This is a genomic window from Magnetospirillum aberrantis SpK (genome assembly GCF_011022235.1).
GTDB classification, from domain to species: Bacteria; Pseudomonadota; Alphaproteobacteria; order Rhodospirillales; family Magnetospirillaceae; genus Magnetospirillum; species Magnetospirillum aberrantis.
The window spans coordinates 300,453-321,950 of record NZ_JAAIYP010000034.1; the positions used below are offsets into that span (position 1 = coordinate 300,453).

Here is a 21,498-nt window from a genome sequence, read left to right on the forward strand (position 1 = left end):
GGCCCCTACTTCCCCTTCTTGACGGTGCGGCCGTTGTGACTGGTCACGGCGGCGACGGCGCGACGCTCCACGCTGGCATTGGTGGCGCGGATCATGGCCTCGAGCCGGGCCAGCCCTTCGCGGTCGGCGCCGCGGGCGTCGATGTAATACTGATCGCCACCGGCCCGGCCAGGGCTGTTGATGTTGGCTGCCGACAGCGCCGAGGTGGTGACGCCGCCGACGACACCGCCGTCGGCGAATGCCGGCAGGCGGCCATTGTTCATGGCGTCGATCAGCGGCCAGTATTTGGCCGTCGCCTCGGCGTTGACGATGCTCTCGCCATTGCTGACGCGAAGCATGCCACCGCCGCTCACAGCCGCCAGGATATCGTCGCTAGTGCCGCTTCCAGGTCCAATGATCCTGCCATTGCCGGCAATCCTGCCGCCGGTCGCCATGCCGTCGATGCCGACGCCGGAGTTCACGGCGGTGGTGTAGCTCGCCGTGCTGGAACCGGTGCTGCTAAACAGTTTTCCCAGCAGACCGCCGACACTGGACAGCGTCACCGCATTGCCGCCGAAGATCATGTTCTTGAGTGGATTCCACGCCGCCAGCTTGAAGAATTCTTGATATAGCTCCGAAACGACGGCGAGGCCGACGTTGCGCAGATTGCCGAAGGCATCTTCCCCCTGCATGGCCATCTCTGTCGCTGCGGAGCCGATGCGGTCGAATGCCTGTTCTCCGACATTCTCCAACTCTTGCAGCACGGCCTTGTGCTCGTTCTCCTCGGAGATCAGAGCCTGCTTTGCCGTGGTCAGTTCGCCGATGCGGGCGCGCTGCTCGTCGGTCACCTCGATACCGTGCTCGCGGGCGATGTTCTCGGCCTGAAGCATGGCCTCGTTCTGCTCGCGGGCGTCGGCGCCCATGCCAATCAGCGTCAGCTCGCGTTCCAGGCCGGAGATGTAATCGTCCAGGGCCTCTACGCCCTTGTATTGCTGATCCAGCCGGTCTTCTTCGAGTTTGTTCTGCCGCTCGATGGCGTCGGCTGCGGCCTCCCGCGCAGCCTTCTCATCGTAGAGACGGCCGGCCAGTTCTGCGACCTTCCGCCCCTCTTCCGACGAAATGCTGAGACCGTTCTGCTTCAGTGCTGCATAGATTTCCTGCTCCCGAGAGGTACGGGACAATTGCTCGCGCTGAAACTGAAGATCGGCAACCTGCTTGGCGACGGCGTCAGCGTGCTTGGCCGCCCCCGTGTCAACCTTTGGCGACCGCGCGGGAGCATCGATAGACGGCAGCACCAGTTTCTTCTGCGTCTCACTGGCTGTACCGTTGAGAACGGCCAAGGCGGCTTCGAGTTCTTGAAGCTCTTGGCGCGCCGTCGTCAGCGGTTCCGCCCATTCCGACATAATCTGAACAAGCGGCTTGAGGCGCTGATCCTGATCCGCCAAAGCGGCGGTCTTGGCGTACAATTCCGATGCAGAAATGGCGCCGTCCAGATAGGCCTTTTGAAGCTCCCGAGCCGGCGCCACCAGGGCGGCGGCATCCTGTTTCGACAGGCCGCTTTCAAAGGCGACGCGATCAATCTTGAAGTTCCCGGCGTGGGCATAAATTTCTTGCTGAGCGATGGCAGCTTTTGCCGCGTCCGCTGCCGCCTCCAATTGCGCCTTGCGCAGCGCCTTGACCTCGGCAGTCAGGTCTTTAACCCTGCCCTTGCTGACATCAATGACACCATTGAATGCGGCCATGGCCCTGGAGTGGGAGACAGCCGCTTGCTCGGCCGCAGTCTGGTGTGTCGCCATCAGGTAGATGGCCGCAGACGCAGCGGCAATGCCGGCGCCGACGGGGCCGCCGACCAGAGCTAGAGCGGCGGTCAGGCCGCGCATCGCCACCGACGCCGTTCCCGTCGCAGCGGCCATCGCCACCATGCGGGCCGTGGTCGCGGTGCCGAAGGTATTCAACATGGACAGACCGGCGGCGGCTGAAACGTTTGCTGTCTGCATAGCTGCGATGGCGGCGGCTGCCGTTCTGGCAACCACCATGCCACCGATGGCGGCAGCGGCGGCACCGCCAACGCTGGTGATGGCCCCCATATTGTCGGCGGCGGCGCCGATGGCACTGGTCAACCCCTTAAGCATTTCTTCCATCGCCTTGTTGGTTCCCATTTCTCCGATGGTCACCAGCAAATCGTCGAACGCATCTTTGAGGTTCGACGCCAGACCAGACAGGTTGGCCATGCGCTTAGCCATGGCGCCGCCGAAATTGTCGGCCGACAGCTTACGCAGATAGGCATCGATGGCGTCGGCGCTCTTGCTGACGGTGGTGGTCACCCCCTTGAAGGTGAATGAGACCTTGTTGCCCTGGCTGCTGGCCTGGATGCCGAATTCCTTCAGCCGCTCGAATTCACCGGTGGTGGCGTCGGCCACCGCCTCGATGACGTCTGTCAAGGTCTTGTTGGGGAACGACGACGCCATGTCGCCCCAGGCGGTCAACGCCTCGTTGGCAGGGTCAAGGCCTAGGTTCTTGAGGCGGGCGAACGCCGTCACCACCTCCGCCAGTTCATAGGGCGTGTCCTTGGCGAATTCACGGATACCGGAGAAGGCGACAGCAGCCGCCTTGCTCGACCCCATGGCCGTCTCCAGGCCGGAACGCAGGTCCTGAAAACGGGAATTCACGTCGTAAAGCGACCGTGACAGCTCTGCCACGCCGAGGCCACCGGCGAGGCCGGCCAGACCGGCCTTGGCCGTCGCCATCGCCGCCGCCATCTGAGCATCCATCGCCGACAGGTGTTTTTGCCACTGCCGCGCCGACGAGTTCAGGGCAGCGTTGGCCCGGTTCAGCCCAGAGGTGAACTCTGCCGAATTCGCCGCGAGATCGACGGCGACTTTCGCGACGCGCGTTGCCATGGCGGGCGATCTCCAGCACGAAGGGGCCGGCGGCGTCAGGCGCAGTCGGCGGGTGGCATCGGGGATGGGGTGGAAAACGAAAAGCCCCGCCGGATCAGGGCGGGGCTTTGACGCAGTTCTTCAAATTACGGATGAGCGTACCGCATCCACCGGCTTGCGGTCAATTCCGGCGTTCTGAATCAACGGGTTGACCCCGGCTTTTCGACCTGATCGGAAAGGCCGTCTTCAGCGTGGCCTTCAGCCGGGCGTCGACGGAACCTTGATCAGGCTTGGTCGACAGCATGTCGTTCAGCGGCGGCATCTTCTTTGCCCGACCGAGCGCCGCGGCACACCAGGCGACGGCCATTAACTCGTCGTGCCGCTGGCGCCGCTCGTCGCCCTCGGCGGCCAGCAGCACCTCCAATTGCCAGGGCGTCAACGCCCAGAACTCGCTCGGCGCTATCCTCGCCCGGTGAGCCGCTGCCAGAGCCTGGCGCACCGGGTCCGCAGCGGCTCGGGAGGGTTTTCCTTGGCCGGCTCCTTGGGCATGCCGTCGGGACCGAACCAGGCGGCGGCGAGCGCCGCCTCGACCGCCTTGATGGTGGGCACCACGGGGGGTGAAGCGGCCACCACCATGTCGCCGGTCCAGTCGGGGTGGTGCCGGCGAAGGCCGATAGCGATGAGCGAGGCCAGCTTATAGAGGTCGCCCGCCAGCGCCGCCGCCTGCCCATCGGCGCCAAGGTCCGTGCGAACGGCAGAGATAGCGAGCCAATCGAAGGCCAGCGTCAGCCGCCGGCCCCCGATGCTGACCGGCGTGTCGCCGGTGTAGGGATTGACGGCCGGCATCAGGCCGCCTCATCCGACCAATCGACCTCTCCGGTGATCTCGATGACGGCCGACGCCGACACCTTGTCGTCAACGGCGCCGCTGATCGGGAACTCCAGGGCGAACCCGGCGAAAGCCGCCGTGGTCGCGGCCTTGGTGTCGGTGGCATCGGACAGCACCAGGAGGAAGTTGGTTTTCGCCTGGGTGCGGCGCGCCGTGCGATACGCGACCTGACCGGGATTGCCCGGCACGAAGATCAGGTTGAAGCTGAGCTGGCCTTCGTCGGGCAGGCCCATGATCTTTTCCTTGGCGACGCTATCCAGGCTGGTCGCATCGCCGACACTGGCGGAGCCGCCGGGGCCGTCGAAATCCACCACCTCGCCAATCGGCTTATAGCCGGTGATGGTGAAACTGGCCGGGGTGGCATCGGTGGTCATCACCGCATCGGCGGTGCCGACGAAGTCGCTAGTCCCGGCGTGACCCTTGCTCTGACCCGCCACGGTCATGACGGTGGAGGTCAGCGCGGTGATGATGTACGGGCCGGGGTTGTCGGTGTCGCTGGTCGTGACGATCATGCCGACGGCATAGTCGGTGGTCCAATCGCCAGTGGCACGTTCGATGGTGCCGGCGGTGGCGTCGAACTCGACGGACACCGCCCCGGTCACGGACTGGATGCCGAGCTTGGTGCCCTGGGTTTTGATGGCTCCGGACATTGCTTTCTCCATGAAAAAAGCCGCCCGGAGGCGGCTGGGGTGGAAGTGTCAATGGGTGGTTGACGGTCAGGTGGGCGGCGGAACGATGCGGAACCGGCCTTCGATGCGTTCCGACAGGATGTCCTGCCCGTCGGGCGTCATGACGAACTGGCCGCCCGCGTCCCGGACATAGCGGATCAGCCACCCCTCAGCGGCGTTGACCTCCAGCACGTCCTTGACCTCGGCGCCGGTATCGCAGTCGAAGACGCGACAGCCGCGCCAATTGACAGGCGGTCCGTCGACCCTGGCGTAAGTGATGCCCATGCTTCCCTCGTTCATTCGTCGTGGGTGACCATGAAATCCATCTGCACCCGGTAGAGCTTTGGATCGACGTCGTCTTCGTAGAGATCCTGGTCGGTCTCCAGGCTGATGCCGCCGATCCGCATCGGGCCTTCCGTGGTGGTGGCCGTGCCGATGAAACCGTCCAGCGTCTTGCGGATCACCTTTGCCAGTGCCTTGGCGGCGGCATAGGTCGTGGCGTAGGCATCGACCTGGATGCGCGGCTGTGCAGTGCCGGTTGGTCCGTCGCAGGAGCGCCAGCGGTCGCCGCTGATGCGCTGATAGGTGATGTATGGCGTCTGCACCTTGGTCGGCGCCGTCAGCGGATAGATGCGGGCGCCGGCCAGGGCCGACACCGCCGGAGCGTTCTTCAGCAGGGTGTAGATGGCCAGTTCGCTCATCGCTGCGATTTCCCCAGCTTTTCCGCCTCGCGCGCTACGCCGGCAGCCAAGCGCTCCTTGATCCGCGCCACCGCCCTGCTCCAAGCGCTGTCGGCGGCCGGGCGGAACCACGGCCGGGCCGGCTGGCGGCTTGTTCCGAACTCAGCCCAGAAACCCTGGGGGGCGTTGCCGGTGTCGACGCGGTATTCCGCCTGATCCTTCGGCACCCCGCGCTTGAGGCGCACGATGCGGATGTTGTCCTTCAGGGGGCCGTACTTCTCGGACAGGTCGGACGGCTCGACGCCGATCGGCGCCTTGCGCCGCACCGCCCCCTTCATCACCGTAGCGCCGGCGCGGGTGGCGTTGTTCAGCACGCGACGCTGCACGTTCTGCGGCAGCTTCTTGAGGATGGCGCGGGCATCGCGTAGCCCGACGACGCGGGATTGTGTGAGGCGGGTCATGGACTTATGCCCTCGCCTTCACGCGCAGTTCCAGCCCCTCACGGCGGCCGATCTCGACCACATCGAGGATGTCGAATTCCCTCCCATCCCAGGCAACACGGTGTTGGGGCGTGATGTCCGACCGCCACCGGATCAGGAAGCGGCCCTGGGTTTCGGCATAGGTCGAGGCGGCGGCGAAGCGTTCAGACCCGGCGCCGGGCATCCAGCGCGCCCAGACAGGGTCATCAATCGGCGTCCAGGTCTCGGTGACGCCGCCGTATTCGTCCTGGCCTGTGGTGAGGGCAAGGATCGTGATGAGGCGGTCCAGCTTGCCGGCGTCCATCAGGCGAAGCTCCACACCCGGAACGGCGACAACAGGAGAGAAAACGTCGGCAAGTCATTGACGATGTTGCCGATGTTCACGGTCTCGCGGTCCCGGTACAGCGTGCCGACATGCAGCAGAGTGGCCGCCTTGATCGGCGCCGGGACGGCGGCGGCATCGTCGTAGCCGGCATCGAACTGCACCCGCACGGCATCAGGTTGACGGCGGGTTGACGGCCAGACCTGGCCATGGGCGGGAACGATGCGCGCCGGCTCGCCCGCGACGACCTGATACAGCGCCGGGTCCAGTGTCTGCTCGGCACCGTCCAGGTCGATGTATTTGACGCTGACGATCTCGCGCAGCGGCGGCAGCGGGACGGTGATCTCGGCCGGGAAGGCATCGAGGCGCAGTTCCCAAGTCTGCGGCATCAAGGCGCGACCAAGCCAGCCGTCGCGGCCGTCGAGGTTCTGGCGGGCGGCGGCGATAAAGCCGCCGATCAGCGCATCATCATCCGTGCCGGTGACGCGCAGATGGGCCTTGGCTTCATCGAGACTGATCGGCTCGACGGCCGGCGCGGTGATGAGGATGAGCGACATCGAGCACCTCAGGCGGTCAACTGCTTGACGATCCACATGATCGAGCTTTCGAGGTCGGTGAAGGCGAGCGACTTGTAGCGGCCGTCCTTGACCTGATCGAACAGCGCCTCCATCTCCACCGCCTTCGCCTTGATGGCGCCGTGCAGCGCCTTCTCGTCGTCGGACAGGGCGCGATACTGCGGGCGGAAGCGGCTGGGCTTGATGTCGCCAGCCTGCCGGGCATCAGGCGCCCCAGCGTAGAGGTCAGCCATCGTCAAGCCCCCTGCTCGGCGTTGCGCAGCGCCGCCTCGGCGGTGGCGCTGTCCTTGTCCATGGCCTCGGTCACCGGCTTGTCGTCGGCGTCGAACACCTTGTAGCGGCCGGCGCCGACGTGGCGCGCGGTGAAGGTGGTGGTGGTGCCCTCGCCGCCCTCGGGCGCACCTCCCTGCCCGCCTTCGCCGGGTTTGCCGGCCTCGGCGCGCAGCGTCTCCAGCAGGTCTTCGAGGTGCAGGTCGCGGGCCTTCTCGTCCAGGCCGTTCCATTCCTCGATGCTGAGGCCGCTGGCGTCGAACGCCTTGGCGACCAGCTCGCCCAGGGTGATGGTGACGCCCTCCGTCACGGTCAGGACGGCGGCCAGGGTGGAGCTGCCGAGCAGGGTGTTGTCGGTGCCGGCGCCATCGGCTTCGGCGTTGCGCTGCGCCGCCTCGGTGGCGGCGGCGTCGCGGTAGACGGCTTTCCCCGAATTCACCAGCTTCTGCGCCTTGGTGCCTTCGAAGCCGGCCAACTCCCCCGCATTATACGGGGGAGCGGCCTTCACGAACTCGACGATCCGCATTACGCCACCGGCAGGCGTTCGGCGCCGCCGAAGATCGCCACCGCCTGGACCGCGGCGGTGTCGGTGCCGGTCGCGGACAGGTTGGGCGTGTACTTAATCCGGATGTAGCGCTTGGCGTATTCCAGCGAAACGCCCAGCTTGGCGGTACCGGTTTCGGTGCTGCCGCCGGTGGCGCCGGTCAAGGTCAACACGGTAGACGAGGTGACGAGATCGGCAGCGTCGGACATGTCCGAGGCGTCGCCGGTCTCGATCTCGGCGGCGACCGTCAGGGTCTTGGTGGCCGCCAGGGTGGCGGTGGCGGCGAAGACGAACGCCACCGAGCCGAAGCGGTTGCCCAGGCCCTGCAGGTCGATGGTGACGCCGGTGACCTCGGTGTTGTCGCCGGTACCGCCGGCAGTCGCCGAGGCGTGCGCGGCGGCGTAGACGGCGGCGATCTCCGCCGCCAGATCGCGGGTCAGACTGAACATTGTGAAAACCCTCCGGAAAGAGAAAGGGCCGCCCGGGTGGGCGGCCCCGCTTTTGGCGCTTAGGCGCCCCAGGCCACGCCGGTGATGACCACCACCGCCTTCTTGCGGGTCACGCCGAAGTCATGGCCGGCCAGGGCGCGGATGAGGGTCTGGTTCTTGCTGAACGCCGACACCATGGCGCCGCCCACCTTGTAGGAGGCGGTGTCGGAGGCGTCGATGCGGATGCTGTAGCTGTCCGCGATCATGCAGAACGCGAAGTCCACCAGGTAGACCTCGGCCTCGGTGCCGCCGCCGCCCAGGTTCTTGGGCACGTTGTTGGTGACCTCGACCTTGTAGCTCTTCCACACCGGCACCGGCAGCGACAGGCCCGGATAGACCAGGTTGCCGTTGCTGTCGCGCAGATCGCGGAGATAGGTGAACGCCCGCGGCGGCATGATCCAGCGGACGTCGATCATGGGGATGTCGGCTTCCATCAGCGCCAGCTCGGCCTTGCGGGCGTCGGCGTCGATGTTGGTGACATTCACCGTGCCGTTGGCGGCGAAGCTGGTGCCGGCCAAGTAGCGCAGGCCCTTGGGGCCGGCGCCGGTGCCGGCACCGCGCAGGAAGTTGACGTCCTCGGTCTGAGCCATGCCGTTGATCAGCATGTTGCGGACATACATGTCCACGTTGTGGCCGCTGGCACCGGAATGGCGCAGCAGCTTGTTGCTGATCGGCACCAGGGCGGCCATCTCGCGCTCGACGAACTTGATGCTGCCGAACTCGGGCTCGGTGGCGGTGACGTCGTCACCCTCGCCGATGTAGTAGGCGGAGGTGCCGTTCTCGACGGTCGGGATGTTGTCGGTGCCGCCGACCAGAGGGACCACCATGCCGTTGTCCTGGCAGGCCCGGCGGATGACGGTGCGCGGGTACAGCAGGTCGATGATCTCGCGGCTGAACACCTCGGGGACCAGCACGCCGCCGGAAGCGGCTTCGTTGGTCTGCATGGCGGCGCCCAGTTCCATCGCCACCGGGTGGCTTTCGCCGTAGGCCTGGGCGGCCCACGCCTGGGCGGCATCCACATTGCCGCGGCCGACGATCAGGGCGCGGGTGGCCTGGGCGAAACGGATGCCCTTCTCCTCCTGCGCCGCCGGCTGGGCCGGCACGGTGGCGGCGGGGGCCGCCGGCGCGGGAGCGGCGGGCTGCGACGGCTGCTGCGGGGCCGGAACGGCGCCGGCCGCCTTCAGCTTCTGCACCTTCTCGGCGGCGGCGATGCGGCTGTCCAGACCCTCGATGCTGGCGGCCAGCTTATCGAACTGGGCCTGCTCTTCGGCGGTCATGGCGCGAGCCTCGGTCTTCGCCTTGTCCTGGATAGCCGACAGGTCGGCAAACGCCTTCGCGCGCTCCTGGCGAAGGCTCAGGATGTCCTCTTCCATGGTCCTCTCCTTTCGGAATGAAAAAGGGCGCCCGCAGGCGCCCCACAAATCCCTGGCCCTCGCCTGGGGATTACCGGCCCTTCAGCGCCTCAACTTTGCGCTGATTGGCAACCATCCGGGACAGCGCGGCGACGCTGGCCTCGTAGCTCTGGATCTTGTCGATCATGCCGGCCGCCTTGGCGGCGGCGCCGACCAGCACGCCACCCTGGCCGTACCGTTCCGGCACATCGGCCGCCTTGATGCCGCGGCCGCGCGCCACATCGGCGATGAACTCGGCCTCGATGGCGTCGAGCATCTCGCGGACCTTGGCCTGGCCGTCGTCGGTGGTCGGGTCGATGCGCTTGTTCGGCGCGTTGCTGCTGACCACCTCGACGGTGAGATAGCCGTCGCCATCGGCCTCGACCTGCTTCGGCATCGCGGCGACGACGCCGATGCTGCCCACCATGGCGGTGCGCTCGCCGGCGATCTCATGGCCCTGCGACGCCAGCCAGTACCCCGCCGAAGCCGCGGTGCCGGAGACGTAGGACATGGTGTACTTCGATTTCTTGCCGGCATTGATCTGGTCCGCCAGGGCGTTGATGCCGCTGACCGCGCCGCCGGGAGTATCGTAGAGCATCATGACGGCGCCGACGTCGGGGTGGCGCAGCGCGATGGCGTGATCGGCTTGCAGCTGGGTGGCCGAAGCGGCACCGCTGTATTCGGTCATCATGTTGGCGCGCGGGAAGATGGGGCCGAACACCGGGATGATGGCGACGCCGCCGTCGGTCACCATGGTGTAGCGGGCACCTTCCAGCCGACGCCCGGCCGGGCCGGCGAACAGGTCGTAGTCGCGCTTCGACCAGCCTTCCACCGCCTTCAGTTCCGGAGCGCCATGGTTGCGCTGTGCAAGGGCGGCCAGGATCGGCAGCCACGACGGTTCGATGGCCCACGGTTCGGACGTGAGCGCCTGGAAAGCTCGCATGTGCGGAAACCCCTCAGTTGGCGGGCTTGGCGTCGCCGCCGTTGTCGTTGGCGGGATCGTCGGCTTTGTTCATGTTGCCGGGGATGAGGTAGATCTTGCCCTGGCCGTCCGGCAGCGGGTCCATGTTCTCCCAGTCGCGGACGTCATCGGCGGACAGCCAGCCCCAGTTGCGGCCGATGGCATAGGCGCGGTAGCGGCTCAAGAGGTCGCCACGCATCAGGCCGTCGAGGTTGTGCTCGAGGTAGAACTCTTCCTGCTCGGCGTCGGACAGGCAGGCGGTGGTGATGGCGCTCTCGATGCACTTCGCCAGCGACGACACCGGCCCCTTAACGTAATCTATGCCCTGATGCTCGATGTTGTTGTTGGTGGCGCGGTCGAGGATGCCGATCTTGTGAGGCGGCATGTTGAACATCTGGGCCACCAGCTCGGCCTGGTGCTTGCGCACCTCGATGAGCTGGGAATCAGAGTTGTTGCTGCTGATCTCCCTGAACTTCACGCCGAGCTCCAGCAGCGCGATGCGAAAGGCATTGTCGACGCCGCTGTAAAGCCGCTCGATACCGTTCCGCATCCGCGTCGCGACACCGTCATTCGGCAGGATTTTGTCGTATTCCAGCACCGCCGATGGGCGGGCGCCGTTGGCAAAGAACTTGGCCGCGAAGCGCTCCGTCACGATGGCCAGGGCGATGGTCTCGCGATGCTGATGCAGCGGCGAGATGCCGATGATGCCGCCGTTCTCGGCGCCATCCATGGTGGCCCGGTAAGGGACGTGGATGACGTCGCGGAACGACAGCGCGCGTTCGTTGTTCCCGGCGACGGACACATCGAAGAACGGCTCGCCATCCTGCGCCCAACGCGGCTGGACGCGCCCGCTGGGCAGCAGGGTGAGCCGCTGGACCTGGACGCCGAAATTGTCACGCCGGACCCGGCTATAGCCGTTGCCGTGCACCATCGCCGCCTCGACCAGCGCGCGGCGCCAGGCGAAAGAGGTCAGCCAGGGGGCGGGGCGTTCCTTCAGTCGCTTGTAGAGCGGGTGAGTGTCGGCACGCTCGCGCCCGCCGCCGCGCTTCCGCCGGTACAGGATCAGCGGGACCTTCGCCAGGTCCTCGGAAAGAACCTGCACGCAGGCGGCCACGCCGGGCACCGTCATGGCGTCCCGCGCCGACACACGGATGCCGGTCGCCGTCACCACGCCGCCGAGCAGATCGACCAGCCAGCCCTCGGGATTGGCCGTCCCGGAGGTGTCCGCCGAGGCGCCGACCACAGGGCCGCCGAGTAGGTTGGTCAGAAAGCGCATGGTCAGCCTTTCGTCCGCAACGCGCCGATGATGCCGAGCGCCAGCATGATGCCACCCGGGACGATGAAACCGGCTGCCGGGTGCAGGAGGGCGGAGCCGACACCGAGCATGGCCGTGCCACCGACAATCAGGGCGGTGCGCACCACCTCGGCGGCCAGTTGCTGCTTATCGCTCATCACCACACCTTGGGTTCGTAGTCGTCGGGGAAGCCGCCACGGGCCTCCGGGTTCAGGCTCATCAGCGACACCGCGTTGAACGTCGCCATCAGGGGATCGATCTTCGCGCTGCCGCTGGCCTGCTTCGTGATCAGGATGGCGTTGCCCTTCGTCTCCACCCTGGCATTGCCGACGCACCACGCCATCAGCGGCCGGCCGCCGTGCCACAGCGTGCCGCCGGCCAGCAGGCGCTCGGTATCCTTGATGGCGCCGTTCAGCTTGTAGCCCTGGCCGATAGCGACGATGCGCTTTTCGGGGTCGATGCCGCGCCCGGACAACTCGGTGACGATTGCCCCGATGCCGGCAGCATCCACGCCGATGCCATGTTCGGCCAGAAGGCCGCGCTCCTCGATGCGCATCACGATATCGGCCGCCGCCTCGACGTCGTCGCCGGGGCGCTCAACGATCCAGAGGTCGCCGTCCTTCTCGAAATCCAGCAGCCGCGGCGCGATGTCCTTGCGCCGGGTCAGGGCGATCTTGTGTGCCCAGGCGCCGTGCCAGGACAGCCAACGGCCAGTGCCGCGCTCCCGCCCGATGACGCAGAGGCCCAGCAGGTCGTCGAGGCCGCCGCCGTCGATGCCGACCGTCACCACCTCGCAGCGGTCGAGGATGGCGTCGAGCGTTAGCACCTCCAGCGACTGCTGCGGCCAGAACTCGGCGCCGGCCCAACTATCGCTGCGGAGCGCGAGACCGACCTCGACGTTGAGGTGCTTGGCGAGCGTGCCGGCCACCTCCTCTTTGCCCTCGATCTCCGCCTGGCGCAGCTTGCGCTCCAGGAACACCACATCGACCGACGCCCCGAGATTTGGGTTCGGGATATGGAAGTTCTCGGGCTTCAGGTGGTCACCGACCTCGACCATCCTCGGCGGGAACTCGTACAGCACCGGCAAGAACGTCTTGTCCACGATCTTGCCGTCGCGGACGTCGCGGGCGTACTTCAGCTTCGTCCTGAACACCCCGGCCGGCGGTTTGTCCGACTGCGTCGTCAGGTAGATGATGAAACCTTCAGGGCGGCTGGCGAGGCCGCCGGCAACCTCGCGCAGCATATCCGCCGCGTTGGCCCTCTGCCCGAACAGCCAAACCTCATCCACCAGCAGGCCGATGGTCTTCTTGCCGGATACCGTTTCGCTGTCGGCCGCGATGACCTTGAGCGTCGCGCCGGTCTGCCGATGGGTCAGTAGGCGGAGGTGGGACTGGACGTGGATGAGGTCGGATAGCTCCTCATCCTTCGCCACCATGGACGAGGCCGGCTTGAAGCAGTTGTCCGCGACCTCCTTGGTCGGCGCCAGGACGTAGAACTCGCCTTCCTCGCGCCAGTTCCGACACAGGGCCGTGGTCATGATGCCGGCCGCGATGGTCGACTTCGAATTCTTCTTGGCGATCATCAGGAAGAATTCCTGGATCAGCCGGCGGCCGGTCTCGTGGTCATAGGCGCCGAAGATGGCGTCGCAGAACTGGAACACCCATTCGCGGCAGGATTCCCCGATGGTCGGGCATCCCGCCACATCAGCGATACGGAGGCTGTCGAAGATCGCACGGGCCGCCGCAGCCTCAGCCGGAAACAGCGGCGCGAACGGGATAAGCGGCTCCCTGGCGAGGATCCGGCGTTCCCAATCAAGGCACGCCGTTGACCAATCCGGCGTCACGTGTTGTCAACCGCCAGCTTTGGCGGGGCCGGCGGCTGGAACCTTGCACGGCCAGCAACCACCGCCGCCCTATCCTTGGCAGCCCCCTTCTTTCCCTTGGCCTCCTCCACCAGCTTCGGATCGGTGAACGGCAGGGCGTACTTCATCACCTCGACCTTCACCAGCAACGGAACGGCCGGGTTGTTCAGCAGCCACATGGCGAAGTCCTTCGCCGTGTCGAACTTCGGTGCGCCATCCGTGGTGATGGTGGCCGCAACCTGATCGACGGCAGTCGCCTTCTTTTTCCGCCCAGCGCCGGGCCGGGCACCGCCTCTGGGCATGATTTGAATTCCTTGATGACGTTTGAAAAAATCAAACGCGGAGAAAAAATCTCTACGTGGGGACAAGCACGGCTCAGCGGCTCAAACCCCGCCAAAGATCGCCTACCCCCTCCCCTGGGGCGTTTCACGGGGACGTTTCACGGATAGGCGTGCCATTTTTGCAACATCCCGCCGGGCCACCTCACCTCAGGGCCTCGAACAGCAGCTTCGGCGCAGTCGGCGCCTTGTCCTGTCGCGGTCGGCTGGGGCAATCCCACGACCCGCCACCGCGTTGCCCGATCAGCCGCCATCCGGCCGCTTTGCAGCTGGCGCCTGTCTCGCTGGCGAGGATGTACGTCCCGATGCGGCGATAGCCGAGCGCGAAAGCAGCACGGGCCGCCGCTCCATAAAGGAACGAACAGGCGTTGCGCGTCCCGTCGGTGCAGAGCCTGGTGACTTCCAACGTCTCGCCGTCATCACGCATCCGAGCCACCGGCCTGCCGACGATCGCGACGCCAACCACGGCCCCGTCGACGGTGGCGCCGAGGCTGAACTTATGCCCGACCACCGGCTTATGGTGGCGATGCATGGCGGCCACGAATGCGTTGGCGTCGGCCAGCGATACTGGAGCCAGCGTCAGCCGGGGTTTGACGCTCACAGCGTGCCGCCCCGCGCAAACCCCTGATCCCTCGCCGTCCGCCGCGAGTGGCACGGGTGGCACAGCAGGCGGATGTGCGCCTCCGACCAGAACAGGTCGGGCCGTTCCCTCGCGCCCTCGACGTGATCGAACTCGGCGACGGGGGTGAACTCGTTGGCCTCGCGCTTGTGCAGCACCGTGAGGCAGCCGCAGCACTCGCACCGGGCATTGCGCTCGACGTACAGCTTGCGCCGAAGCTCAGCCCAGCGCTTCGTCTTGTACAGTTGCCGAATTGGGTCATCGACCCGCGCCTTGTCGTATTCCACCCGGCGCTGTTCATGCCGCTGCGCACTGGTCATCGGTGCCTGGACCGAACGGGTCCGGCTATTGAGGCTCGACGTCCTCGGCTTCAGCTGAGCGAACCGCATCATCCGCCATCCGCTTTTCGAATGGGCTTGCAGCGGTCGCAGTCCCTGGGGCCGCCGTCCTTGAGGCAGCGCTCAGGTTCACGGACATGCGGGCACAGCCATGGATGCCGCTCGACGGGTTGTTCGTCGGTGGTCGCCATGGGAACCTCGATGTCGGCAGGCCTAAACGGAAAGCGCCCGGCAGGTTTCCCTCCGGGCGCACTTCTCAAACTCGCCACCATCAGTACACCACCGATGGCTTGTGCGTCAACCCGCATTTGTCCATCAACGACTTAGCGCGTACAGATGTGAATATCCTGTAATCAGTCGGAACGGATGTGATTGATCACCATGCCCGCCGCGCCGCCCCCACATCCGCCACTATCCACCGCCGCAGCGGCTCGCCCTGGCGCAGCAGCCACATCAGCTTGACCACGGCGAGGCGCCACTTCAGGTATTCCGCCCGGCTGGCCTTGATCAGCGGGAGGCCGGGCCACGGCTCGATGGGGGTGTATTCTGCCTCGAGGATGACACGGCGGTTGTTCGCAGCCCGCTCCCAGCCGATGACCTCGGCGGCGGTGACCGGCTTGCCGCGTCGGTCATAGGACCTGGCATCCCAGCGCCGCACCTCCAACGGCTTCGGCGGCTCCCCGCTCCTGGCATAGCGGCGGATCAGCATCGCGCCCAGCCAGTCGGACTGCGATAGCGCGACCACGGCGTCATGCACCGCGGCGGCGTCATCATCCACCGTCGGCGCCTGGAGGTGAGAGGTGCCGGGGATGATGGCGCCCTCGGTCAATATCCGCTCCACCATGGCGCAGCCATCGGCGCTGACGCCGTAGGGCATCCCATCCTCGATGCCCTCGGCTTCCAGGACATCGTTCGGGACGTGCAGGCTTCGGCCGGTCATGATGTCGGCTTTCTGGCGACGATAAGTCCAATCCAGCAGCTCGACCATGGTGGTGCGCTGACGGGGCTTCGGTGCGGTGGCGGTCATGCGGCATGCTCCTGCGGGGCGCCGCCGAGATACTTGGCGGCCAGCCAGTCGTTTTTGCGGATGATGGCGTGGTGCAACCCCAGCAGGGTTGTGTACATCGGGTTTGCCTCGGATACCCCGGCCATCGCCTGCGATGCCCGCGCCTGGGCATGCTTCAACCTGGACAGGATGCGGGGGTCGCTGGGGACTTCCCCGGTATCGCGGACGTGGCAGAACAGGTCCCAGCCCCAGCCTTCACTGATTGCCCTTCGGCCGAAATCGGTACGCATGCAGGCATCCGCATCGGCATCGTGGCGGGAGGATGTGGCTTTCGTCTCGACCGGAGCCGATGCCCGCGACGGGACGGCCAGAGCTGCCTCTTCCTGGCATGCCGCCCTGAGGACGTGGATGCTGGGCCAGGACATACGCGGATGTGTCCTCCGCACCCGCTGCCATGCCTGTTGCAGCACGTCTGTGCTGAACTCGGCGAGGTCGGCGAGATACGCCTTCAAGGCGACACCGGACCATTCCAGCATGGCTTCGTCGCTGTCGGCTTCGACCGGCGGGAAGTACAGCACCAGCATTTCCTCGATGATGACGGACCAAGCCCGGTCAAAGGCGTCCGCCGCGCCGTTCCAGGATGCGCGCAACAAGGTCTTCGTCGCTTGCGGATCGGGTTTGCGTTTGGCCATGGTCGTCTCGCTTCGTCAGGGGGGTGGTGTTGCGGGCTAGAGCCTCGGCAATGGGGTCGGTGAAATATCCCAGCCCCCGTGGGAGCCAGTTCGGACCGTGCGTCTTCCGTGCCGCGGCAAGGCGCGCCGTGACGGTCGGGAGGATGTCGCGCTCAGGGTCGGCACCATCGGCCAGCCATTGGGCGACGACGCCGGCGGTGCCGTACCACGTCGGGTCTTGGATGCTGGTCCCCAGGATCGCCAGTACCTGATTGGCGACCGATCTCCACCGTTCCCGGGCGGGAGGGTGGTCCGGGCCATTGCCTGGTTCGCCATCGGTCGCGCCCTCCTCAGCAGCAGCAAGATTCTTAGAATCTCCCTTTCCCTTTCCCTTTCCCTGTCCCTGTCCCTTTCTCTCTCCCTTTCTATTGGAGCCGTTTTCTTCGGGACAAAGGGGGGGTGTCCCTGGGGACATTTCGGTTTTGTCCCTGGGGACATCACTGCTCTGTCGCTGAGACAGCCACACCTCGAAAGTCGGGACAGGGAGGTCAGTCTGGTTCCGCTGGTTGGCCTTCTTGATGCGGGCGCAGTCGGTGCCCCAGGCCCGCTTCAGCTTGCCTGTCCAGGCTTCCATGACGCCCTCGGCGACGACGTGATGGTGCAGGCGGCCGTCGCTGCACTTCATCCAGCCCCAGAGGGCTTCCATCCTTACCTTGCGCCATGACTTGAGGTCGCGGCCCAGCTCGGCGAGGCGGCAGAGGTCGATGTCGTCGTCAGGCAATGTGCCGGCTGGAACCTGGTCCCAGGACTTGAGCCAGAGCGTGACGCCGGCGCGCCATCCTGCATCGCTGACGCGGGCGTGGAAGCTGGAACCGAACAGCCGGGAGCGGAACATCGGGGTGAAGGGGAAGTCGCGCAGGTCGACGTCGGCCGGGACGAGCGGTTCGGGGGGGGTGGTGGCGCTCATACCAGCAACCCCTGAATGGTGCCGTCGGCGAAGTACGACGGCAGCGGCACGTCGGCGGTCGGCTCCTCGCCGGTCCAGCCATCAGGCCACGTCTTCGCGGCGATCAGTTCCCGGATCCTGGCCTCTTCCTCCGCGTCCAGCAGGTCTATGGCCGGCCGGCCGATGCGCGCGGCAGCGGCATTCACTTCGACCTGGATGCCCAGCACCCGCTCCAGCCCCATCAGGCGGGCCTTGAAGGTCAGCGGCCCCATGCGCTGCTGGTTCTTGGCCAGGGTGCCGTCCTTGCGGCGCTCCCCGCCGGGCTGGCGGAGGCGGTTCTTCGCCAGACGCAATTCACGGTACAGCGGCCTCAGCCCCTTCAGCGGCGCCAGATAGGCCCAGGCGGGGGTGCCCAGCACGTAATCCATGGCCTTGTCCTGCTGCGCCAACGGGCAGCAGATGCAGCCGGTGCGGGCATTGATCTCTTCCGCCTCGTCACCGCCGTAGGCGTCGGCGATCATGGCGGTGGACCAGTCGCCGAATTGCGGCTGCGGTGCCCAGTGCTTGAGCCATTCCCAGACGTGGCAGACCCGCCAATGCAGCAACGGCGCCAGGGTGGCGATGCGTCCCCGCACGCCCTTGGCTTCGGGCAGCGTCTTCTGATACCAGCCCTGGCCGCACTCGGCGCCGTCCTTGCTGCACGACATCTCGATGCGGCGGTCACGCATGGCGCTCTCGCCCTGGCGGACGCCGGTGATCATGAGGAACGGCTTCTGGTGCGACCCGTCCAGAGCGGGGCCTCCGTTGTGCTGGCGCTCCAGTTCGTCGAGGAACTCGGCAACGGCCGCGCCCATCGGGTCGATCTTGATCTGCCGGGTGCACCAGCGCAGCGTGTTGTTGTTCGGCGGCGGCACGCCCCGGCCCAGGATGTAGACCAAGAACCGCTTATCCAGCGGCGCCCGCACGACGTGGACGGTGATGCCGAGATCGCGCTTGGCCTCTGGGCTGTCCTCGAAACGTCCGGCGGCCGCGATGAGTGCCGAAAGCTGCTCCGTGGTGACAGATCGCGCCGGCCACCCCATGGAAACGGCCCGTGATGCGGCAACGGCAGCTTCCCCGTTTCCCTGCGTCGGTTCCGTTTTTCTGCCGCTGGCGACGATCTCGACGACACGCCGCGCCGGGTTCGGGTAATGGGTGCGGATCAGGTCGGCCTTTTCCATGCGCGACAGCAATGTCCGCATGGGCGTAGCGGCGAGGCCGACCTCACGCCCCAGGGCTTCGATGCTCGGGCATGGCCTGTGATGGCGGGCGGCGAGGCTGAGAATCCGATAGGCCGCCGCGGCAGCCGCCGCGTTGCAGCCGAATTGAACAAAGATGTCCATCTGAGCATTCCCCATAATGATCCGCTCGACTGCCGGCAAGTCGCGGCCACGGGTGGCGCGGTACTGCTCCAGAAGGTCGGCGTGCTGGTTGCGATAGGCGTTGCTGCGGGCCCGATGCACGGAGACGGTGCTCGGGCATTGCGTGGGGCCGGCGGCTACAGCCACCGGATGGTGGATTTCGTGGCCGATGAGGCGGCGCAGTGGGTCGAGCAGGTTCATGCGGCCCTCCTCTGCTCGACCACCCGGTCGACCCAGGAGCGGTCGGAAATCTTCAGAACCTTGGCAACGATCTCGGCGTCGCGGCGGCTGCCGATGTGCTCGACCACCCGCATCAGCGGCAGGCGGCGGATATCGTCGATGGCCAGCGCACCGACGCTGACAAAGGCGTTGCTGCCGGGCTGGATGACCGCGGTGCGGGCCGGATAGGGATTGCGGCATTCCGGGCAGCAGCGCCCGGCATCGCCGGCCCCGACCACCCGCCAGCATGTCGGGCAACGAATGGTGCCCTCGACCTGACGCTCCAGCCCTTTGACGCCACCCTCCAACGTCCAGGGACGCTCGGCATCCACCATGCCGTGGGCCATGGTATTCCTGACCAGATCGATGATCAGGGCGCGGCCCTTATCGCCGTGCGGCGTCAACGGGCGGCCGGCTTGCTGCATGAAAAGCTGTGTCGATTTAGTGGGGCGGGCCAGGATGGCGGCGCCGACCTCGGGAAGGTCGGTGCCCTCGCTGATCAGATCGCACGACGTCACCACCTGCACCGTGCCGTCGGCCAACCCTTCCAGGGCGGCGGCGCGTTCGGCGGGCGGCGTGTCGCCGTCGATGCTGATTGCCCGCCAGCCGGCCCGTCGAAAGGCTTCGGCGGTGTGCTGGGCATGCAGGACGCCACCACAGAACACCACACAGCTTTGCCCAGGGGCGAAACGGCCATAGGCCCGCACCGGGGCACGGATGAAATCGGGGTTGTCCAGCAGAACCCGCAATTGGTCGGCGGTGAAGTCGCCGCGCCCCCTGACGCTCAGATCAGACAGGTTCAACTTGGTGGGCGGCGCCACCACGCCGAAATCAGCCAGCCAGCCATCTTGCATCAAACGCCGCATGGTCGGGCCGCGCACGGCGTCGCTGAACACGTCGCCCAGGCCCTGACCGTCGCTGCGATACGGGGTGGCGGTGACGCCCAGCAGCAGGGCCTTTGCGAGCGCGTTGGCCAGCGCCAGCCACTTGCCGGCCACGGCGTGATGCGCTTCGTCCAGGCAGGCGAGGTCGAGGCTGGCCAGCCAGCGCGCGGTTTCGGCGCAGCCGGCGCGCAGCCGGGTGAGGATGGTGTCGATGCTGGCGACGTGCACGCGGTGCGACGTGACGCCGGATCCTGGCGCAATGACGCCGTGGGCAATGCTGGCCCTGGTCAGCGCGGCGCTGGCCTGCTTCAGCAGTTCGACGCGGTGCACGAAGAAGCCGACGCGCCAGCCGGCGGCGCCCGTCACCGTGCCCGTCACCTCTGTCATGACGCGGGTTTTCCCGCCACGGGTCGGCAGAACGAAGCAGGGCGAGCGGCGACGCATCAGCAGCGCCATGATCTCGTTGGCAGCGTTGCGCTGGTATGGGCGGAGAGCGTTGCTCATGCCCGCCCCCGCTTCTTCCCTGGCTCCGGCATGTTGAGCACACCCATGGCCTTGCCGATGTGGTCGGCCATCTCGGTCAGGGACTTGTGAACGCTGATCAGGCCGCCGTAGGAGCGCAGCACGCCCGACTTGAGCACCATGCGAACGGCGTCCAGCACCTCTTCATCGCCGAACCATTCGCCGTCGTTCTTCAGTTCCTGGATCAGGGCGTCCAGCTTCTCGTAGCGGGGCTTGCTGGATTCATGGAAGCGGAGGCGGCGCTCGACCTCACGTTCAACCCGATCGCCCAGGAGCGCATTGACGCGCGTCTGCACCTCCTCGTCATCCACCTTGCCGGCGTTGCGCAGCATTGAGGCGACGAACAGGCGGTCAAGCGGCTGGGCATTCAACTTCTCGGGAGACTTGGCGGTGCGAACCTCGCCGGCCTCGGACACCTCCTTGAGGCCCCAGGTGGCGGGCAGTTCCTCGACCTTCACCAGCCCCTTGGGCACCACCAGCCACCAGTAATCGCAGAAGCGGGCGATGGTTTCGGCCTTCTCGGGCTTGGCCTTTTCGCGCAGCCAGTCGCTGCGGCTCACCTTGATCTCGAAACCGTCGACGGTCAGGCCACGGCTCGGCCACAGGCTCATGGCGACGGCGTCAGCGAACCGGCTATGCCGGGCACCGGTGGCGTCGGCCACTTCGAACAGGATGGCGTATTCTGGGGCGGGATAGGCGCGGCGCAACGCCGCCTTGACGTCGGCCGTCCTCACGCCGCCCTCCCCCGCCGCTGGCGCGCGGCGTCCTGAACGCGGTGGCAGCCCAACGACCACAGGGCCATGCTGTCGGCGTGGTTGTCGTCAATGGGATTCCAGCCGAGGTTCATGCAGGTGGCGATGATCGCCGGCTTGTCGGCGTCGCCGTGGCCGGTGAAGTGCTTCTTGACGGTCGACGGCTGCTCGCAGCCCAGCAGGTGAACCTTGCGGCGGTAGCAGATGGTGGCGGTCAGCACGGCGAGGCCCATCAGCTTCAGGCTGGTGTGGTGGTTCGCCATCTTCGGCAGGATCGGCGCCTCATAGATCACGCCGGCCGGCTCCAGCGCCGCAAGCTTGCGGTCGAACCAGTCGCCGTAATCGGACAGGAACGCGCCGACGCTGCATCCGGGCGTGCCGACGCGGTAGATGCCGCCGGGAGGCTCGGGCATGCGGACGCTCGCCAGCACCAGCGCGGTCGGCGGCGGGCCGGGCGGAACCGGCGCGCACGTCCAACCGAGGTTGGTGGCAAGGTCCAACGCGAAGAGCCCCCCGGCCATGGC

27 protein-coding genes are annotated in these 21,498 nt (G+C 66.6%); all 27 read right to left on the reverse strand.

The annotated features are described in order from the left end of the window. Positions 1–5 precede the first annotated feature (5 nt). Complete coding sequence (locus tag G4223_RS07720; RefSeq protein ID WP_163677332.1) at positions 6–2,879, reverse strand: tape measure protein; 2,874 nt, start codon at positions 2,877–2,879, stop codon at positions 6–8. 160 nt (positions 2,880–3,039) lie between these two features. Then, positions 3,040–3,276, reverse strand: a complete 237-nt coding sequence (locus G4223_RS07725; protein WP_241004006.1) for a hypothetical protein — start codon at positions 3,274–3,276, stop codon at positions 3,040–3,042. A gap of 41 nt (positions 3,277–3,317) precedes the next feature. Then, complete coding sequence (locus G4223_RS07730) at positions 3,318–3,704, reverse strand: hypothetical protein (protein ID WP_163677338.1); 387 nt, start codon at positions 3,702–3,704, stop codon at positions 3,318–3,320. Then, the gene (locus G4223_RS07735; protein WP_163677340.1) at positions 3,704–4,396 is read right to left on the reverse strand and encodes a phage tail tube protein; all 693 of its coding nucleotides are present in this window, start codon (positions 4,394–4,396) and stop codon (positions 3,704–3,706) included. Before G4223_RS07735 ends, G4223_RS07730 begins: the two co-directional genes overlap by 1 nt. A 66-nt stretch (positions 4,397–4,462) precedes the next feature. Further along, a complete protein-coding gene (locus G4223_RS07740; protein WP_163677344.1) occupies positions 4,463–4,699 on the reverse strand; it encodes a hypothetical protein in 237 nt (78 codons plus the stop codon). Between the two features lie 11 nt (positions 4,700–4,710). Then, positions 4,711–5,115 (reverse strand): DUF3168 domain-containing protein, encoded by a 405-nt coding sequence (locus tag G4223_RS07745; protein WP_163677347.1) that lies wholly within the window; start codon positions 5,113–5,115, stop codon positions 4,711–4,713. After that, complete coding sequence (locus G4223_RS07750; protein ID WP_163677349.1) at positions 5,112–5,555, reverse strand: HK97-gp10 family putative phage morphogenesis protein; 444 nt, start codon at positions 5,553–5,555, stop codon at positions 5,112–5,114. Before G4223_RS07750 ends, G4223_RS07745 begins: the two co-directional genes overlap by 4 nt. A 4-nt stretch (positions 5,556–5,559) precedes the next feature. Beyond that, on the reverse strand, positions 5,560–5,877 hold the full coding sequence (locus G4223_RS07755) for a phage head closure protein (protein WP_163677351.1): 318 nt from the start codon (positions 5,875–5,877) through the stop codon (positions 5,560–5,562). Further along, the gene (locus G4223_RS07760) at positions 5,877–6,452 is read right to left on the reverse strand and encodes a head-tail connector protein (RefSeq protein WP_163677353.1); all 576 of its coding nucleotides are present in this window, start codon (positions 6,450–6,452) and stop codon (positions 5,877–5,879) included. Before G4223_RS07760 ends, G4223_RS07755 begins: the two co-directional genes overlap by 1 nt. A gap of 8 nt (positions 6,453–6,460) precedes the next feature. Then, positions 6,461–6,703: an Acb2/Tad1 domain-containing protein gene (locus tag G4223_RS07765; protein WP_163677355.1), complete on the reverse strand. Its 243-nt coding sequence runs from the start codon at positions 6,701–6,703 to the stop codon at positions 6,461–6,463. 2 nt (positions 6,704–6,705) lie between these two features. Continuing rightward, positions 6,706–7,248, reverse strand: a complete 543-nt coding sequence (locus G4223_RS07770) for a hypothetical protein (protein WP_163677357.1) — start codon at positions 7,246–7,248, stop codon at positions 6,706–6,708. Between the two features lie 17 nt (positions 7,249–7,265). After that, positions 7,266–7,733: a hypothetical protein gene (locus G4223_RS07775; protein ID WP_163677359.1), complete on the reverse strand. Its 468-nt coding sequence runs from the start codon at positions 7,731–7,733 to the stop codon at positions 7,266–7,268. 59 nt (positions 7,734–7,792) lie between these two features. Continuing rightward, the gene (locus G4223_RS07780; RefSeq protein WP_163677360.1) at positions 7,793–9,145 is read right to left on the reverse strand and encodes a phage major capsid protein; all 1,353 of its coding nucleotides are present in this window, start codon (positions 9,143–9,145) and stop codon (positions 7,793–7,795) included. A gap of 70 nt (positions 9,146–9,215) precedes the next feature. Continuing rightward, the gene (locus G4223_RS07785; RefSeq protein ID WP_163677362.1) at positions 9,216–10,106 is read right to left on the reverse strand and encodes a S49 family peptidase; all 891 of its coding nucleotides are present in this window, start codon (positions 10,104–10,106) and stop codon (positions 9,216–9,218) included. Between the two features lie 13 nt (positions 10,107–10,119). After that, the gene (locus G4223_RS07790) at positions 10,120–11,400 is read right to left on the reverse strand and encodes a phage portal protein (RefSeq protein WP_163677364.1); all 1,281 of its coding nucleotides are present in this window, start codon (positions 11,398–11,400) and stop codon (positions 10,120–10,122) included. A gap of 2 nt (positions 11,401–11,402) precedes the next feature. After that, a complete protein-coding gene (locus G4223_RS07795; RefSeq protein WP_163677366.1) occupies positions 11,403–11,576 on the reverse strand; it encodes a hypothetical protein in 174 nt (57 codons plus the stop codon). Continuing rightward, positions 11,576–13,261 (reverse strand): terminase large subunit domain-containing protein, encoded by a 1,686-nt coding sequence (locus G4223_RS07800; RefSeq protein WP_163677368.1) that lies wholly within the window; start codon positions 13,259–13,261, stop codon positions 11,576–11,578. Before G4223_RS07800 ends, G4223_RS07795 begins: the two co-directional genes overlap by 1 nt. Beyond that, on the reverse strand, positions 13,258–13,581 hold the full coding sequence (locus G4223_RS07805; RefSeq protein WP_163677370.1) for a hypothetical protein: 324 nt from the start codon (positions 13,579–13,581) through the stop codon (positions 13,258–13,260). Before G4223_RS07805 ends, G4223_RS07800 begins: the two co-directional genes overlap by 4 nt. A gap of 181 nt (positions 13,582–13,762) precedes the next feature. Continuing rightward, positions 13,763–14,218, reverse strand: coding sequence for an XF1762 family protein (locus G4223_RS19930; RefSeq protein WP_338086841.1), 456 nt, complete (start codon positions 14,216–14,218; stop codon positions 13,763–13,765). After that, complete coding sequence (locus tag G4223_RS07815) at positions 14,215–14,628, reverse strand: hypothetical protein (protein ID WP_163677372.1); 414 nt, start codon at positions 14,626–14,628, stop codon at positions 14,215–14,217. The genes G4223_RS19930 and G4223_RS07815 overlap by 4 nt, the downstream gene beginning before the upstream one ends. Before the next feature lie 322 nt (positions 14,629–14,950). Next, entirely contained in the window at positions 14,951–15,601 is a 651-nt protein-coding gene (locus tag G4223_RS07820) for a hypothetical protein (protein WP_163677374.1), read from the reverse strand. Beyond that, positions 15,598–16,272, reverse strand: a complete 675-nt coding sequence (locus tag G4223_RS07825; protein ID WP_163677376.1) for a hypothetical protein — start codon at positions 16,270–16,272, stop codon at positions 15,598–15,600. The genes G4223_RS07820 and G4223_RS07825 overlap by 4 nt, the downstream gene beginning before the upstream one ends. After that, complete coding sequence (locus tag G4223_RS07830) at positions 16,193–17,218, reverse strand: YdaU family protein (RefSeq protein ID WP_163677378.1); 1,026 nt, start codon at positions 17,216–17,218, stop codon at positions 16,193–16,195. Before G4223_RS07830 ends, G4223_RS07825 begins: the two co-directional genes overlap by 80 nt. Next, positions 17,215–18,798, reverse strand: a complete 1,584-nt coding sequence (locus G4223_RS19735; protein ID WP_205762420.1) for an adenine nucleotide alpha hydrolase family protein — start codon at positions 18,796–18,798, stop codon at positions 17,215–17,217. The genes G4223_RS07830 and G4223_RS19735 overlap by 4 nt, the downstream gene beginning before the upstream one ends. Next, positions 18,795–20,204: a DEAD/DEAH box helicase gene (locus tag G4223_RS07840; protein WP_163677380.1), complete on the reverse strand. Its 1,410-nt coding sequence runs from the start codon at positions 20,202–20,204 to the stop codon at positions 18,795–18,797. Before G4223_RS07840 ends, G4223_RS19735 begins: the two co-directional genes overlap by 4 nt. After that, complete coding sequence (locus tag G4223_RS07845) at positions 20,201–20,956, reverse strand: hypothetical protein (RefSeq protein ID WP_163677382.1); 756 nt, start codon at positions 20,954–20,956, stop codon at positions 20,201–20,203. Before G4223_RS07845 ends, G4223_RS07840 begins: the two co-directional genes overlap by 4 nt. Further along, a complete protein-coding gene (locus G4223_RS07850; protein WP_163677385.1) occupies positions 20,953–21,495 on the reverse strand; it encodes a hypothetical protein in 543 nt (180 codons plus the stop codon). Before G4223_RS07850 ends, G4223_RS07845 begins: the two co-directional genes overlap by 4 nt. Between the last annotated feature and the right edge of the window lie 3 nt (positions 21,496–21,498).